Consider the following 15,027-nt stretch of genomic DNA (forward strand, 5'->3'; position numbering starts at 1 on the left):
GTTATATACCGCAACCTGGAGCGCTGGGGTCCACCCAAATCTCCCTGTCGGCGGGTAATTCGCTCGCGTCGCCGGCGGCAAGGTTCAGGGCGGGATTGAAGGTTGTTCGAATACATGGGTTATGATCGAGGACGTCGAGGTCGGGGTCGCGACAAGCGAGACAATATCGGTGAAGAAGGGTTCGATCCCTTTATGGACGGTTCCCCTCCCGGCGATGGCGGCGGCTGGCGCGATGGCGGCAATGACCGCGGCGGATATGGCGGCGGTGGCGGCGGTGGTCGCTTCAACGACGATCGCGGCGGTGGCAGCGGTGGCGGCTACGGCGGCGGAAACCGTGGCGGCTATGGCGGCGGTGGCGGCAATCGCGGTGGCGGTTTTGGCGGCGGCGACCGCGGCGGACCGCGCGGCGGTGGTGGCAGCGGCATGCCGGCACAGGTCGTCGGTACCGGCCAGGGCAAGGTAAAGTTCTTCAACGCCCAGAAAGGCTTCGGCTTCATCCAGCGCGATGAGGGCGGCGAGGACGTTTTCGTGCATATCAGCCAAGTCGAACGTGCCGGGCTGGAAGGCCTCGCCGAAGGGCAGGAGCTGCAATTCAACCTCGTCGATCGCGGCGGAAAGATCTCTGCAGCCGACATCCAGGTCGTCGGCGACGTTATCGAGGCACCGGCGCGTGCTCCGCAGCGCGAGCTGACCGGTGAGAAAGCCGTGGGCACCGTCAAGTTCTTCAATTCCATGAAGGGCTTCGGCTTCATCACGCGCGACGACGGCAAGGAAGATGCTTTCGTCCATATCAGCGCGGTGGAGCGTTCGGGCCTTCCCGGCATTGCCGAAGGCGACCGGTTCGAATTCGATCTGGAAGTCGATCGCCGTGGCAAGCACTCGGCCGTCAACCTGGTGCCTGTCCAGGGCTGAGGATACAGTGCGGTGGCGGCCGGTCATGCGTTTGACCGGCCGCGCCACTATGCATAGAGGCCTGCCCTAAGGCCAGTCTGGCGCGGCCCTTGGCGGGGCCGCTTTTGTTTTGAGGGATTGGGAGAGGAGCCCTTTCATGACCATCACACCGCTCATGCCCGTCTATCCGCGCTGCGGCGTCCGCCCGGTGGAGGGCGATCATTGTCACCTGATCGACGAGAACGGCACGCGCTATCTCGACTTTGCGTCGGGCATCGCGGTGAACCTGCTGGGCCACAGCCACAAGGGGCTGATTTCGGCAATCCAGGACCAGGCGTCGCGCCTGATGCACGTCTCCAACCTCTATGGCAGTCCGCAGGGCGAGGCGCTGGCACAGAAGCTGGTGGATCACACATTTGCCGACACGGTGTTCTTCACCAATTCGGGCGCGGAGTCGGTGGAATGCGCGATCAAGACGGCGCGCGCCTACCACCAGCACGAAGGCAATGAAGAACGCTTCGAGATCATCACTTTCAAGAACGCCTTCCATGGCCGCACGATGGCGACGATCAGCGCGTCCAATCAGGAAAAGATGCACAAGGGGTTCAACCCGCTGCTGCCTGGTTTCACATATGTTGAGTTCGACGATCTGGAAGGCGCGAAAGCGGCCATCGGTCCGCATACCGCAGGCTTTCTGGTCGAACCTATCCAAGGTGAGGGCGGTATCCGTCCGGCGAGCGAAGGCTTCATGAAGGGCCTGCGCGAATTGGCCGACGAGCATGACCTGATGCTGGCCCTGGACGAGGTGCAATGCGGCGTGGCGCGCACCGGCAAGCTTTTCGCGTACGAGAATTACGGCATTGAGCCCGATATCCTCGCCAGTGCCAAGGGTCTGGGCGGTGGCTTCCCGATGGGCGCTTGCCTCGCGACTGAAAAGGCGGCGCGGGGCATGGTCTTCGGCACGCATGGGTCCACTTACGGCGGCAACCCGCTCGCCATGGCGGCGGGCAATGCCGTGATGGATGCCGTCGCCAATCCGGAATTTCTGGAAGAGGTGCGGGCCAAGGGAGAGCGCCTGCGCAGCCGCATCGAGCAGTTCATCGGAAATTATCCCGACCTGTTCGAGAGCGTGCGCGGAATGGGCCTGATGCTTGGCATCCGCATGAAGGTCGAGCCGAGACCGTTCATGGTGCACCTGCGTGACAATCACGAGCTGCTGATGGTCGCAGCGGGCGATCACACGCTGCGCGTTTTGCCGCCGTTGGTTATCGGCGATGCAGAGATGGACGAGTTCTTCGAAAAACTGTCCGCCGGTGCCGCATCCTTCAAGGTGCCGGAAGCCGCCTGATGGCGGATGACGCGCTCGATCTTGCGCCGGTCGTCCGGAATTTCCTCGACCTGTCGGATGCGGGCGGTGAAACCATCGCCTCCATGATCGACGACGCCATCGTGCGTAAGGCCGCGCGACGCGGCCTGCCGAAAGGCGCGCCCGATAGCGACAAGCCTCTTGCAGGCCATGTTCTGGCGATGGTGTTCGAAAAAAGCTCGACCCGCACGCGCGTCAGTTTCGATATCGCGATGCGCCAGCTCGGCGGAAGCGCGCTGATTCTGGATGCATCGACTTCGCAACTGGGTCGCGGCGAAAGCATTGCCGATACGGCGCGCGTTCTCAGCCGCATGGCCGATGCCATCATGGTCCGCACCGATGACCATACGAAGATCGAGGAGATGGCGGCCCACGCGCATGTTCCCGTGATCAACGGTCTGACCGACCGCTCCCATCCCTGCCAGATCGTCGCCGACCTGCTGACGATGATCGAACATCGCAAGGCGCTGCCGGGACTGGAAGTCGCGTGGTTCGGAGATGGCAATAATGTGCTGCATTCCGTGCTGGAGGCGGCGGCGCTGATGAAGTTCAACGTGCGCGTAGCAACGCCGAAGGGCTATGCGCCGGACGCCGAATTCGTGCGTATGGCGCGCGCTGCCGGCAGCACTGTTAGGCTTACGCATGATGCGGCGGCAGCGGCGAAGGATGCAGACGTCATCGTCACCGATACATGGGTGTCGATGGGGCAGGAACATGCCGATGAAAAGCTGGCCGCGATGCAGCCCTATCGCGTCGATGCCGCGCTGATGGCGCATGCGAAGCCTGATGCGATTTTCCTGCATTGCCTACCCGCCCATGTGGGCGACGAAGTCAGCAGCGATGTATTCGAAGGCCCGCAATCGGTGGTGTTCGACGAAGCGGAGAACCGCATCCACGCGCAGAAATCCATCCTGCTGTGGTGCTTCGGGAAGCTGGGCTAGCGCGCTTTTAATCCGCGCGATGCGCCCCATATGCGGCGCATGACGGAAAAGACCCCCACCACATACACTGACGAACTGCTCGGCTTCGCGATCCCATCGCGCAATTCGCGCGGGCGCTGCGTTCGCCTCGGACCTGTGCTCGATGAGATACTGGCTGCGCACGATTACGCGCCTTCGCTCAAGCATTGCTTGGCCGAAGCGCTCGTGCTGACGACAATGATGGGCGGACTGCTGAAGGGGGAGGACGACCAGATCACCGTACAGGCGCAGGGCGAAGGCGGCATCGTATCGCTACTGGTCTGCGATTACCGCGACGGGAAGCTGCGCGGCTATGTCGACCATGACCCCGAAAAGCTCGCCGAAAGCGGCGCCAATCCCTCGCTCGAAAGCCTGTTTGGAAAGGCGCATCTTGCGATCACTTTCGACATCGCGAAGACCGGCAAACGCTATCAGGGCATCGTGCCGCTGGAAGGCGCAACGCTATCTGCTGCGGTGGAAAGCTATTTCCGGCAGAGCGAGCAGATCCCGACGCTGATACGCACTGCAATCTCTTCGAGCGGCGCGCAGACGCTCGCCGCCGGCTTCCTGGTCCAGCATATGCCGGAAGGCGAAGAGGGGCGGGAAAGGCTGCATGTCCGGCTCGATGATCCCGAGTGGGAGCATGTGTCGATCATGGCCGAGAGCCTGCGGCACGAGGAGTTGGTCGAGCGCGATCTGTCTTTGGAAGAGATCGTGTGGCGCCTCTATCATGAGGAAGACAAGGTGCTCATCATGCCGGGCCATGCGATCGCCAAGGGGTGTCGCTGCACGGAAGCGCATTTCGAGGATGTGCTGGCTCGCTTCCCGAAGGAAGACCGGCGCGAGATGGCGGACGAGGACGGGATAATCATGGTCGATTGTGCGTTCTGTTCGAAGGTCTTCGCGATCCAGGACTAAGGGCCTGCGTTAACGCTTTATCGCCCATACGGGGCAATTGGCCGCTCATCGCTGCCGTGGTATGGGACGGAGAGAAGGTAGGAATGGGCATGATTGGAATACGGCTCGGTCTCGGATTTGCCAGCGCTGCGCTTGCGGCGGCCCTCGCGCTGACGCCGGTTGCCGCGCAGGCGCCGGAGCTTGCCATGCTCGACCGGCTCGAGCGTGGGCAGTGGGAATTGCGCCTGCGTTCCGACGGCTCGCGTTCCCGGATATGCGTGCGGTCGGGCCGCGAACTCATTCAGATCCGCCATCGCCAGCCGGGGTGCGAGCGTTTTGTTGTCCAGGACGACCCGAACGAAGTGACCGTGCAATACACTTGTCGGGGCAATGGATACGGGCGGACGACCATCCGGCGGGAGGGCGCCGGGCTTGTGCAGGTTCGCAGTCGGGGAATCGAAGGCGGCCGGCCATTCTCCGTGGAAGGCGAAGCGCGCCGCGTGGGTAGCTGTTAAGCCTTGCCCGCCTTGGGGCGAGAACCTACCGCCTCTTGCATGACTGAATTAGCGAAAATCGGCGTCATCCTGCTGTCCGGCGGCCTTGATTCGATGGTCACGGCAGCTCTGGCCAAGGAACAGGGCTATCGCCTGCATGCTCTCACGATCGATTATGGGCAGCGGCACGTTCGCGAATTGCAGTCCGCGCGCGCTATCGCTGACAAGCTCGGCGTGGAGCGGCATGTGTCCTTGCCGCTCGACTTGCGGCAATTCGGCAAATCGGCGCTGACCGACGATATCGACGTCCCCAAGTCCGGCGTCGGCAACGACATTCCTGTAACCTATGTGCCTGCGCGTAACTTGCTCTTCCTCGCGTTGACGACCGCCTTTGCCGAAAGCGCGGGATCGAGCGATATTTTCATCGGCGTAAATGCGCTCGACTATTCGGGCTATCCCGATTGTCGCCCGGAATTCATTGCGAGTTTCGCAGAAACGGCGCGCCTTGGCACGAAGCAGGGCGTCGAAGGATCGCCGTTCGAGATCCACGCGCCTCTCCAGCATATGACGAAGGCCGAGATTGCGCGTGAATGCGCGCGGTTGGGCTTGGATGCCAGCTGGAGCTGGTCATGCTACGACCCGACGGCAGACGGCCTTGCGTGCGGCCTGTGCGACAGCTGCAGGCTGCGCCGGAAGGGCCTCGCAGAGGCGGGCGTGGTGGATTCGACGCGCTACGCTGCGACGCCGGATCGGGCCTAGCTTTCCGAGAACACGCCGCATGCGATACGCGCTCCGGCAGCGCCTGCCGGATCGGTGCGATAATCGTCGGGCCCTTCGTGAACGACCAGCGCTGTGCCATCGCCGTCGAAGATTTGCGGGAGTACTTCGGCGCTGCGTCCCCGCAGTATCGCGCTCATCGAACCACTGCCATCGGAGCCGATCTCGATATTGGGCAGGTCGCCCAGATGCGCGCCTTGCGGATTGAGCGTACCATGCTGGTTGTCGCCGGGATTGAGGTGGCCGCCGGCGGAGGTGAAGTCGCCCGCGCTGCAATCGCCGGTGGTGTGGAGGTGGACTGCGCTCGTGCCTGCGGGCAAGCTTGTGAAGGAGACCGACAGCGTTACTTCTCCGGCGAGGGAGTAGAGGTTCGCCACGCCGACTTGTTCGCCTGCGCGATTGAGTACAGACGCAGTTCCGACGGTGTCAGCCGCTTGCTCGTAGACGGTGGAACAGGCCGACAAGGCAGTTACGGCGATGGCGGCCAGTCCGAATTTCATAGCGCGCATGATGATCTCCCTCATGATTACGCTACGTCAACGCGAACCTCGTCATTTGTGTCCCTCAGGTCTGCGGTATGATCGCCGCTGCCTTGAGCACGTCAATAATCGCGGCGATGGCTGCGCGGCTCTCGACGTCTTCCACGCTACCGCCTGTAGCGGCTGAGACATTAGCGGCGCGCTGCCAGCCGCCGCGATAATTGATGAACTGCCCGGCATCGTCGTCGTAGAGCACCATGCCTTCTTGAGGCTGCGTGAACAGCCAGGTGCCGCTTTGATAGTGTGCCATCACATCGGGATGTCCGGACCAAGCGCCTGTGGGCTGGCTATCGACGATCCAGCTATCGCCCTCTTCCGGATTGGTAGGCGGGCCATTCGATACACCAAGCACGCGCATATGCAGCAGCGCATCCAGGCGGGCGAGTGCTTCATTGACCGTGATTTCTTTCTGCGCTTGGCCGCTGAACAGGTTCGGCAGGCCGAAGCGCGGCGTTTTGCTCGTGAAGGTATATGCGTCCGACATGGGATCTCCTCAGGCGATATCGGTAAAAAGGGAAGCCGGTGAGCGCGCGTGGCTGCCGATTTGGCGGACCCACAATGCTTTGCCTGCATGGTCGGTCTGGAGTTTGCTCACTTCGGTCGGGGCGAGCTGAAGCTCGGGCAATGGGCTTTGCCACGCCATGTCCGGCTGGTCCGGATCGCCGATGCCAATCTCATAGAGCTCGCTCTGCTCGTTGAGCGGCACATCGACCACGCCATCCCAGGTCCAGCTGCCGCGCGAACGGCGTGTCCAGCACAATGTCCAGCCCCCATCCGCCCGTATCACGCACATGAGGCGGACCGGCGCAAGCGGGCGTCTGGTGGAGCCAAGCCCGGCGATCTCGGCACTGACCGCAGCGCTGTCGGCCAGGCCGATCGCTGCAACCGAGGTGCTGCTGCCGATTTTCGCCGGGTCGAGCACGAGCGGCTTGCCATCGAGAAGCACGAAATTCGCACCAGCGGGCACGGCCTGCTGCGCTAGATGTTCCGTCCCGCCGCGCCCCCGCAGAAGGCCGCGCAGCCGCCAACGGCCAATGCCAAGCGGTTCGGCAGCGCAGAACTGGATAATTTCGTCACCCAGAAGAGCGCGGTTCGCACCGTCGGCAATATCCTCGGCAGTCACCGAGGACAGGAGAAAATCGGCCGAGCCGAGTTGCACTTCGACACTCGCTTGGCGATCAATGAAGGCCGCACTGCCCGGGGCGAGCGCGCTTTCGGCGTGACCGATAATGCTGCGCCGTGTGCCCGTTCCGCCGATCGGCACCAGACTGCCGCCGCTCTCGGCGTAAAGCGTTGCGCCGGTCCATCCACTCGTTGCCGAAGAGGGGGCGGCGAAGATCTGGCGGACATCGCTGGAAGCGGTGCCATCCCAGGGCAGTTCAAAAGCCATGAGCAGGGTTTCTCCGGGAACCTCATCGCGCGGGGTGAGCGAGCGTCCCGCATCCGTGGTGGCGGGAACACCCTTCCGATGGGGAAGGCGGATGAGCTCCAGCTCCAGACCCGTGTCACGCCATTCCCACGCCTCGATACGCCATTTGCCGTGATGGCCCGGAACGGTGACCAAGCGGCCCGGCGTAAGGGCAGGATCGATTTCCGCGACGCGATAGGCGAGCATTTCCTGCGACCAGCTGGCACGTTGCGCCGCGCCATCGGCAAGTTCGCGTGCCGTCCTCGCTGCCAGAGCGCCGGGAAATTCGAGAATACGGCTGCGGCCCTTGCGCGCCTGTCCGCCGGCGCGCTGTAGCCCTGGCTGGAAATCACGCTCGACATCGTAATATCGCATGCCAGTCGGCACGCGCATCGCGTCCGCGCGCTGCCGCCGTGAAAGGCCCTTGCTGCCGCCAAATGCGTCTGGCGAGGGGTCCACGACAGCAACCGGTAAAGTCGCAACGGGGTCGCTCTCTGGGTTGCCATCGAACAGGTCGAGACGCGACCGGCTTGTGTCGCACATGAAAGGATACGCCTGACCTATCGCACCAAGCGTGTCGCGAAGCGGCCCTCCGCCATCGGTGAACCCTTCCAGCGACGGTAGGTCTCGCGCAATCGCTTGCGGGGTATCGGCGGGCGCCGCCATGTCGGCGAGCGATACCTCGCCATCGTCGGCGACGATTTCGAATGTCAGAGCGGGAATGCGATTGCCGTAGTCGCCCAGCTGGAGGTCTTCGAAGACGCAATAGGCAAGCCCGCGATAGGCGGGGCACCGCGCGCCTTCCGCCGATGCCAGTAATGGATCGGGCAACTGGTCTCCGGTCCCATGATAGACCCGCAGTTCACCGCCGACCTTCAGGTCACCTGCTGCGCCGCGCAGCAAATTGCCATCGGCCCAGATGCGGCGCACGGAACGGATCGGACGACTGGCCAGCGCCACGGCAAAGCTGCTGGAATAGCTGTAGGTGGTCGTCGAGGGCTGACCCTTGCCGCCGCCTACATCCTCGCTGCTCTCGACCAGGTCGGTCGCCCAGATGATCGAGCCGGCAGCGCGCATGGTGCCGAAGTGGCGCGGCAAAGCAGCCCCGTAGCTTGAAGTGGTGACAGCCAGTTCTTCCAGACGCGGTCCCTCGCGATCGCCGGGGCCGAAGATCATCTGGTCGATCTGGCTGCCGATCATCGCGCCGATGGTAGAGCCGATCGGTCCGCCGATGGCTGTGCCGACCGCGGATAAAACGATAGTTGCCATGGAAACCCTTTCAGTCGGTGACGAGGCGCCAATGCGCCGTACTGGGCCAGGCCAGCGTGGGCGGGCTGGCGACCACTCGGCCAAGCCCGGCATGAGCGTGGATGAGGTCGCCCCGCTCGCCGATGATGGCGAGATGCAATTGCGACGCAGAGGGTGAGAGCAGGATGATGTCACCGGCGCTCTTCACGCCTTCCACCCGGCGGAGGGGGAGCCGAGCCAGCACGGAATCGAACTGCGCGATGGAGGCGGTTCGCATCCGGTAGGCTGGCAGCGGCGGTATAGTATGCCCGGAGTGCGAGAGGGCCAAGGCGACAAGTCCGACGCAATCGACGCCGCTTGCCGTATCGCGCCCGCGGAAACGAAATGGTGTGCCGATCAGCTGGGTCGCCGCTTCGGCGAAACGCATGGCAGTGGTCACGAAGAGCTCGTGGGGTAGCGGGTCAGCAGGTCGTTGCCGGGCAGGAAGGGCTCGCCCTGGAAGTTTACCGCATTGCCGAACCGGGCCGCGCAAGTCGCCACGGTATGATCGCAACCCTCGCGCACATAAGCGCGGGTGCCTGGTTGTATGTCACCGGAAATGGGCATTTCGAGCACGAGACTGCTCCCATCGAGATCGATGATCCGCGTTCGCCTGCCAGCATGCTGACCGTCGATCCACCAGAGGTCGCCATGCAGGCAATCGGAAGCTGTAATGCCGTCGAACAACACGCTGTTGCGCTCGGGATCGACGCTGACCACCGTGGCGATGGCGGTGAACATTGCCGGATTGAGCCTGCAATCCGCATCGCAAAAGGATGCGCGGCAGGTCGGACTGGTGCGCGGCACGAAATCTTCTTCCAGCGCCGCCTTGGCGGAGCGGAGCTCGGCCGAGAACGCATTGTCCTGCGCACTGATATTGCCGAGCGTGCCGGTGAATAGGGTCGCGCGATCCAGCGTTTCCCAGTCGACCAGGCCAATCGAGATTCGCGCATCGGCATAGCGCCCTTGCAGCAGGTCGTCCTCCGTGATGCTGTCATGCGACAGCACGCCATCGACCTCCACCGTGTCGCGCTCCAGCTGCGCCGTGCGGCGGATAGCCGAAGGCAGCATGCCCGGGGCTGAGAGGTGCGTGATATCGTCGAACACCAGAGCCCGGTCATGACTGGTGAAAGCGAGCATGGCGCCATCCTTGCGGATGATCCGCCAGAAGGTGGCCACCCCTTCCAGCTCGCGCGCGAAGAAGGTGTGGCTCATACGTCCTCGCGGATTTCGATCAGCGGAACGGAGGGCGCATCGCCCGCAGCGAAGGTTGCGCCGCTGATGTCTAGCCGATCCTGCGCAAAGCGGACGGGAACGTCGAAGAGGAAACCGGCGCGCACTTCCGCGCCATCGGCCGGCGCGTAGGTGAAGACGATCCGGCCGCCATCGCGCAGCGTCCAGGCGGTATTCGCGACACCGTCGACGCTGACGACGATGGTGTCGGCGCGGGGACGGGTGATGGGCCGCACCTGCGGATCGTCAGCCGGTCCATAGCTCTTGGCCAGCTGGTATGTTGCTGCCAACCCGTCGCCAATGCCGATCAGCTGGTCGGTCGCGGTGGGCGAACCGGTCAGCCCGTTAGAGCTATGATCGAAGGGATCGGCAAGGCGGAAGCCCCGGGCCGGGCCGCGCCGGGCACGGAAGAACTCCAGCAGCACGCCCAGCTCTGCCTGCGAACGAATGCCCGGGCCAACGTCGTAATTCATCCGCGCATCGCTCCACTGGCTGTTGCGCCGCTCATGGCCGGATGCGGTTAGCGAGATTGCGGTCGAAAATTCTGGGCTTGCAGAGGCATCGCGGCCCAACGCCAGCGGGTAGAGCACATCGTCGAATGATTGCACCAGGTCCTCCTTGGGAATGGGGGGAAGGCGGACATATCCATCGCGCAGGACTTGCGGGAACGCCCAGACGAATTGCCGCTCCACGCCGCGCTCGATGGCCTCGTCCACACCTGCATCGATATGCCGCCAATAGTCAGATGCATCTTCCGGCAGCAGCACGAATCCGGAAAGGTAGTCCTGCAGTTCCAGCGGGTAGGACAGGCGCTGCTGCACGGTGTCATACGCGCGCAGTCGCAAGGCCTCTGCACCAACCGTCAGCCAGTCGTAATCTTCTAGTTGAAGCCTGTCATAGGCGGGGTATGCCCAGCCTGTCGGCATATTTGCGCGACGCAATTCGGGCCATTTCGAATCTAGGACGGTGGGCGTGAAAACGAGCAGATACACTTCGGCATTGCCGCCAGCTGCTCTGCGAACCGCATCGCGAAGGCGTCTGGTCGTCAGGGCAAGGATGCTGCCGCACCAGTTCAGATGCTTGATCTGTTCGAACGTAAGCGGCTCGGAAAGGTCGGGAATATCCGGTGAATTCGGCAGTGAGGCGAGCACGTTGTCATCGTAAAGGCACGGCCTTCCATCGGCCATGACCCACCACCATGGCTCACCGATCTGGAACTTCACGGGCAGTCCGGCCGCCATGGTCAGGCTCACAAAGGCTTCCGCGATATTATCGAGGAAGAAGCGGACCGCATTGGAATATGGCGAAAGCAGCGTGGATGGTGGGCTCCAGCCGGTGAGAGCGACGTCGCCATTGAAGGCGCGTTGGCTCCAGCTTAGCGGCGAGTGCTCGGCAAGCAATTCGAAGGAAAGCGAGACAATCGGCTCGAAACCGTATTCTGCACAGCGCGCGAAATAATCCGTGTGCCAAGCGGTGCACGGCGTATTGAGCTCTGCATTTCCCGTAACCTGCAGATTGCCGCCATCCCGGACCAGCCGGTAATAATGGCTCATGCCGACATAGTGGACCAGCGCATCGCGGTAGCCGAGATGCAGGCATTGGCGCAGCATGCGCGCAGGCGTCAGGTTGTAGCTGTCGTCATAGGCAGTGCACATGCCGAGACCGTGCGGTGGCAGCAGTGCATCGCCGATGGTCAGCATGGACCGGTCGCCATCGCAATGGATGTCGCTAAGCTCGACCCACCCGGTCGCCGATTGCGGCAGGAGGCCGGTCGCGGCGGGATCGTAGCCCGGCGCGACCAGCGAGATGAACATGCGGTCGATATCCGCCGGGTCCACAGCTGCGCCATCGGCCATCCAGCCTTCCTGCAGCTGCGAAAAGGGCAGCGTCACCACGGCATCGGTCGGCGTGCCGACGGCGTAGTTCCACAGCCGGACATACCATGTGCGCGCATTGCCGCCCGCGTCGCGGCCCTCCAAGGTCAGCGTAGGCCCGTGAACGGCATCGAGCGGCAGGACACCGTCCGATTGCCAGCGAAAGCGCAGCGTGGTGAGGGCGAAATTGCGGTCCGTATCGTAGGACAGCAGCGGATGGTCGAAGCGATCCTCGCTTTCCCAGATCAGGCCGACGAGACCATTGCCCAGATGCAGTTCGCAATCCACGCGCAGCGCATCGGGCGCCGTGGTGACGACGCTCGCCATATCGCCGCGCGGGAAATCGACGGTCCAATAGCGCGCATCGAAACGCTGGATGACATCGGTGGTCTGACCTTCGCGCTCCCGCGCAAGCCAATAGGCCATGTCCGCCTCCTATCCTTCGCGCATCGCCCGCGCGACGGCGCTGGCGACCTGGCGCGAAGAGCGCCTGAGCATGACCGGCGCATCGGTGCCGCGCGGGGCTGCAAGGTTGATCGAAACGCGTACATCGCGCGCGCTTGCGCCAGGCATGCCGGTTTCCACGCGACCGGAGCTGGTAGGCACGAACAGTTCAGGGCCGCGCTCGCCGACGATGTAGGCGCTTCCCGGTGCCACCGGCCCGCCGGTTGCGCGGCCGGGCAGGCCGAGAAGCGAGCCGAACAGGCTGCCGAGCATGGAGCCGAGGCCACCGCCTTGCGCGCCGCCACCACCGCCCGGCGTACCGCCGAACAGTTGCGAGATGCCCGATTGCACCGCCTGTGCGGCGATCTGGTTGAGCGCGCTGAGCGCGGCTTCCTTCAACTCGTCGAAGCCCAGCTTGCCGCGACGGATCGCCGAGAGCAGGCTGCGTTCGAGCACATCGCCTGCGCGCGTAAATCCGCCGAGCAGCGAATTGTCGAGCGTGGCGCGCATGCCTTCGACATCGGCGCGAAAACCGCTGGTGCTGGCGCGAATATCGACCATCAGCGTATCGATCGTCTCATCCATCGGGGTTGTCCTTCATCAATTGTGCGATCTGGTCGCGCGTCACCGTGGCCGGTTCGCCGCCGGGCGAGGCGAGGATGGCTGCGATCTCCGCAGGCGTGCTTCGCCAGAACCAGTCGGGCGGCCAGCCGAGCAGCCGGCCTACCGCTCCTGCCAATTGCGCTGCATTGTCGGCGAAAAGCTGCGTCACGCGCTGCCTTGCAGGATCTGCTTCAGCAGCGTGCGGAGCGGCTTGGCCGCTTCGGCAAGGCCCATGGCGAGCACGGCTTCGCCCACTGCTTCACGCGAGATTGCCTGCGCCGGATCGCAGCAATGCCAGAACAGCGTGGCGATCTCGGACAGGCGCAGCTGTCCTTCGCTCGCCCGCTCGACCATAGCGAAAAGCGGCCCGAGCTCCTCTTCTGCGGCGACGAGCGCGGTGAAAGTCGGGCGCAGGGTAACGGCGCATCCAGCGACGTCCAGCCTCGCTTCGCCGCGCTCAGGATTGGCAGGCGCGGTCGGGCTCATACGGCCACCACCGCGCCGCTGCTTTCCAGCTGCAGCGTGTAATTGCGCTCGCCGTTGAAGTCGCCCGCATAGTCAAGCCGCTGCACGAGGAAGCGACCGCGCAATCGCTCGCCGCCTTCGAAGGAGAGTTCGTAATCCTCGATCGTCCCGGCCAGCGCATGGGCGCGGATCGAGGCTTCGGCGGTGCTGCCTAGGAAGATACCGGCGGCACTGACCGAAACCGATCGCGTTCCCGCGCCGGACAGCAGGTCTCGCCAGCCGCCCGACTCCTTGTGCGTCACAACCACGGCATCGCCGTTGATCGACATCTGCGTGGTGCGCAGTCCGGCGACGGTTTCGTAAGCGGGCGGCTGCGCGCCGTCGCCGATCTTGAGAAGGAAGGCACTGCCTTTCTGAGCGGTCATGGATGGTTCTCCGTTCGGGTGTCAGGTTTCGAGAATTCGGAAACGGTATTCGAGCAGAACGGCGCGGATATTGCGTTCGCGCTGCTCGGCGCGGGCGCGCAGAAAGGTGATGCTGGCAATGGCAAAGCCGCTTTGGGCGGCAGTCATCGTCTCGATGCGCTCTTCCACCTGGCTGGCAATTGCGGCGGTCTCGCCGGAAGCATCGCCGCGCGTCTGCAGTTCGAGCGCGACGCGCACCTCGCGGCCGCGGCGATCCTTGGTGCTCCAGTCGACGCTGGCGCTGGCGGCGATGCCCAGCCACGGAATGCTGGCGCGCGATGGCGCTTCTTCGGTGATGTCGTTGAGCGCGTCGGACAGGACCGGATCGCCGGCCAGCCATTGGACAAGCGCAATGCGAAGCTGTGTTTCCATCATCGCTCTCCTTCGGTGAAATCCGGCCAGAGCGCGCGCGCATCGCGCCAGCCTTCATGCGAAGCCTTGCGGCGTCGCGAAGCAGCGCGTTCGGCGACCGCCTCGGCGCGGTCGGAAAGCTTGCGGGCGAGACCGGCAAAGCCGTTCATTCGCGCGCCGATCATGCGAGCCGCATTCGGCGCCAGGGACGCCATAGCGCGCTGACGGAGGCGGGCGGTGTGGCCGGCCTGTCGCCGGCATCGCGCTCGCGATAATAATGCGCAGCGAGGCGAATGACGCCGTGCCGCATGCCATCTGGAAGCCCGATCCAGCTGGCCGACAAACCCGCATCGAAGCGCACGGCGATGCGGCTCGATGGACAGGTGCGGGTGAGGCGCACCCTTCCGCACCCGCCTGCCGTGATATCGATCGTGTAGGCTTCGACTGGCAGTGCACTGCGCGTGCCATCCAGGGCGACCGCCTCCACGCCTGTAATGGCTATGATCGGCGAGGCACTGAGCGCTTGCCACTCATAGCTGGCGGTCAGCACTTCCTCGCAGCCGGTTTCTAGCGGCATAGTGCCGGTAAAGCCCTCGCAGGCTTCCAGTGCCGCGCGCAGCAGATCGCCTAGCGACTCGTCATCGCGCGTGGTGGTGATGGCGAGCCAGCTCTTGAGCTCGTCCAAAGCATCGGCCGCCAGCACGGGCGGCACGACAATAGCCCGCCTCATGGCAGTCTCCTTGTTTTCATTTGTTTTTCGCACCCGCATCCGCGGGCGCGTCCTCGGTGCTGTTCGCTTCGCATCGCTGCGCGGCACCTGCGGTCGGGCATTCGCCCTCTGTCGGTCGCTGGTCGCGTCCGAGACTTTCGTGAGGTTGCTGGCCCGCTGCGGAGCACCGTCATGGGAGTGACGGCAAGGCCGAACGGCCGCCCGCAGCGGGCGCAGCTTGCTGCGCGTCTAGCGAGGACGATCCG

Annotated in this window: 19 protein-coding genes; 6 read left to right on the top strand and 13 right to left on the bottom strand. The window is 64.0% G+C overall.

All coding sequences use genetic code 11. The annotated features are described in order from the left end of the window. Window positions 1-114: 114 nt before the first annotated feature. The 6 genes from BMF35_RS13965 to queC all read left to right on the top strand — a co-directional run bounded on the left by BMF35_RS13965 (window position 115) and on the right by queC (window position 5,366). Window positions 115-912 carry a cold-shock protein gene (locus BMF35_RS13965; RefSeq protein ID WP_047007601.1) on the top strand — a complete coding sequence of 266 codons (798 nt, stop codon included), beginning with the start codon at window positions 115-117 and terminating at the stop codon, window positions 910-912. A gap of 136 nt (window positions 913-1,048) precedes the next feature. Next, window positions 1,049-2,239, top strand: a complete 1,191-nt coding sequence (locus BMF35_RS04070) for an aspartate aminotransferase family protein (protein ID WP_047007017.1) — start codon at window positions 1,049-1,051, stop codon at window positions 2,237-2,239. Then, the gene (argF, locus tag BMF35_RS04075) at window positions 2,239-3,198 is read left to right on the top strand and encodes an ornithine carbamoyltransferase (protein WP_047007018.1); all 960 of its coding nucleotides are present in this window, start codon (window positions 2,239-2,241) and stop codon (window positions 3,196-3,198) included. Before BMF35_RS04070 ends, argF begins: the two co-directional genes overlap by 1 nt. 39 nt (window positions 3,199-3,237) lie before the next feature. Then, the gene (gene hslO, locus BMF35_RS04080) at window positions 3,238-4,134 is read left to right on the top strand and encodes an Hsp33 family molecular chaperone HslO (RefSeq protein WP_047007602.1); all 897 of its coding nucleotides are present in this window, start codon (window positions 3,238-3,240) and stop codon (window positions 4,132-4,134) included. A gap of 83 nt (window positions 4,135-4,217) precedes the next feature. Next, window positions 4,218-4,628 carry a DUF3617 domain-containing protein gene (locus BMF35_RS04085; protein WP_335622568.1) on the top strand — a complete coding sequence of 137 codons (411 nt, stop codon included), beginning with the start codon at window positions 4,218-4,220 and terminating at the stop codon, window positions 4,626-4,628. Window positions 4,629-4,667: 39 nt separating this feature from the next. Further along, window positions 4,668-5,366, top strand: a complete 699-nt coding sequence (queC, locus tag BMF35_RS04090; protein WP_047007019.1) for a 7-cyano-7-deazaguanine synthase QueC — start codon at window positions 4,668-4,670, stop codon at window positions 5,364-5,366. Here the strand turns inward: queC and BMF35_RS04095 are convergent. Genes BMF35_RS04095 through BMF35_RS04150 form a run of 13 tightly spaced genes read right to left on the bottom strand, consistent with a single transcriptional unit; the run spans window position 5,363 to window position 14,782 of the window. Further along, window positions 5,363-5,893, bottom strand: a complete 531-nt coding sequence (locus BMF35_RS04095; protein WP_047007604.1) for a superoxide dismutase family protein — start codon at window positions 5,891-5,893, stop codon at window positions 5,363-5,365. The genes queC and BMF35_RS04095 overlap by 4 nt on opposite strands. Window positions 5,894-5,948: 55 nt before the next feature. Next, a complete protein-coding gene (locus BMF35_RS04100) occupies window positions 5,949-6,407 on the bottom strand; it encodes a DUF2793 domain-containing protein (RefSeq protein WP_047007020.1) in 459 nt (152 codons plus the stop codon). Window positions 6,408-6,416: 9 nt separating this feature from the next. Next, on the bottom strand, window positions 6,417-8,600 hold the full coding sequence (locus BMF35_RS04105) for a phage tail protein (RefSeq protein ID WP_047007021.1): 2,184 nt from the start codon (window positions 8,598-8,600) through the stop codon (window positions 6,417-6,419). A gap of 10 nt (window positions 8,601-8,610) precedes the next feature. Continuing rightward, window positions 8,611-9,018 (bottom strand): NlpC/P60 family protein, encoded by a 408-nt coding sequence (locus BMF35_RS04110; protein ID WP_236781554.1) that lies wholly within the window; start codon window positions 9,016-9,018, stop codon window positions 8,611-8,613. Next, on the bottom strand, window positions 9,015-9,833 hold the full coding sequence (locus BMF35_RS04115; protein ID WP_047007022.1) for a DUF2163 domain-containing protein: 819 nt from the start codon (window positions 9,831-9,833) through the stop codon (window positions 9,015-9,017). Before BMF35_RS04115 ends, BMF35_RS04110 begins: the two co-directional genes overlap by 4 nt. Beyond that, a complete protein-coding gene (locus BMF35_RS04120; RefSeq protein WP_047007023.1) occupies window positions 9,830-12,151 on the bottom strand; it encodes a DUF2460 domain-containing protein in 2,322 nt (773 codons plus the stop codon). Before BMF35_RS04120 ends, BMF35_RS04115 begins: the two co-directional genes overlap by 4 nt. A gap of 9 nt (window positions 12,152-12,160) precedes the next feature. Further along, window positions 12,161-12,754 (bottom strand): hypothetical protein, encoded by a 594-nt coding sequence (locus BMF35_RS04125; RefSeq protein ID WP_047007024.1) that lies wholly within the window; start codon window positions 12,752-12,754, stop codon window positions 12,161-12,163. After that, the gene (locus tag BMF35_RS04130) at window positions 12,747-12,941 is read right to left on the bottom strand and encodes a phage tail assembly chaperone (RefSeq protein ID WP_047007025.1); all 195 of its coding nucleotides are present in this window, start codon (window positions 12,939-12,941) and stop codon (window positions 12,747-12,749) included. The genes BMF35_RS04125 and BMF35_RS04130 overlap by 8 nt, the downstream gene beginning before the upstream one ends. Then, window positions 12,938-13,258 (bottom strand): gene transfer agent family protein, encoded by a 321-nt coding sequence (locus tag BMF35_RS04135; protein ID WP_047007026.1) that lies wholly within the window; start codon window positions 13,256-13,258, stop codon window positions 12,938-12,940. Before BMF35_RS04135 ends, BMF35_RS04130 begins: the two co-directional genes overlap by 4 nt. Then, on the bottom strand, window positions 13,255-13,662 hold the full coding sequence (locus BMF35_RS04140; protein WP_047007027.1) for a phage major tail protein, TP901-1 family: 408 nt from the start codon (window positions 13,660-13,662) through the stop codon (window positions 13,255-13,257). The genes BMF35_RS04135 and BMF35_RS04140 overlap by 4 nt, the downstream gene beginning before the upstream one ends. Window positions 13,663-13,683: 21 nt before the next feature. Next, entirely contained in the window at window positions 13,684-14,073 is a 390-nt protein-coding gene (locus BMF35_RS04145) for a DUF3168 domain-containing protein (protein ID WP_047007606.1), read from the bottom strand. Then, a complete protein-coding gene (locus BMF35_RS13555; protein WP_156172135.1) occupies window positions 14,073-14,237 on the bottom strand; it encodes a hypothetical protein in 165 nt (54 codons plus the stop codon). The genes BMF35_RS04145 and BMF35_RS13555 overlap by 1 nt, the downstream gene beginning before the upstream one ends. Then, window positions 14,234-14,782 carry a head-tail connector protein gene (locus tag BMF35_RS04150; protein WP_047007607.1) on the bottom strand — a complete coding sequence of 183 codons (549 nt, stop codon included), beginning with the start codon at window positions 14,780-14,782 and terminating at the stop codon, window positions 14,234-14,236. Before BMF35_RS04150 ends, BMF35_RS13555 begins: the two co-directional genes overlap by 4 nt. Window positions 14,783-15,027 lie beyond the last annotated feature (245 nt).

This window comes from Aurantiacibacter gangjinensis, from assembly GCF_001886695.1.
Taxonomy (GTDB): domain Bacteria; phylum Pseudomonadota; class Alphaproteobacteria; order Sphingomonadales; family Sphingomonadaceae; genus Alteraurantiacibacter; species Alteraurantiacibacter gangjinensis.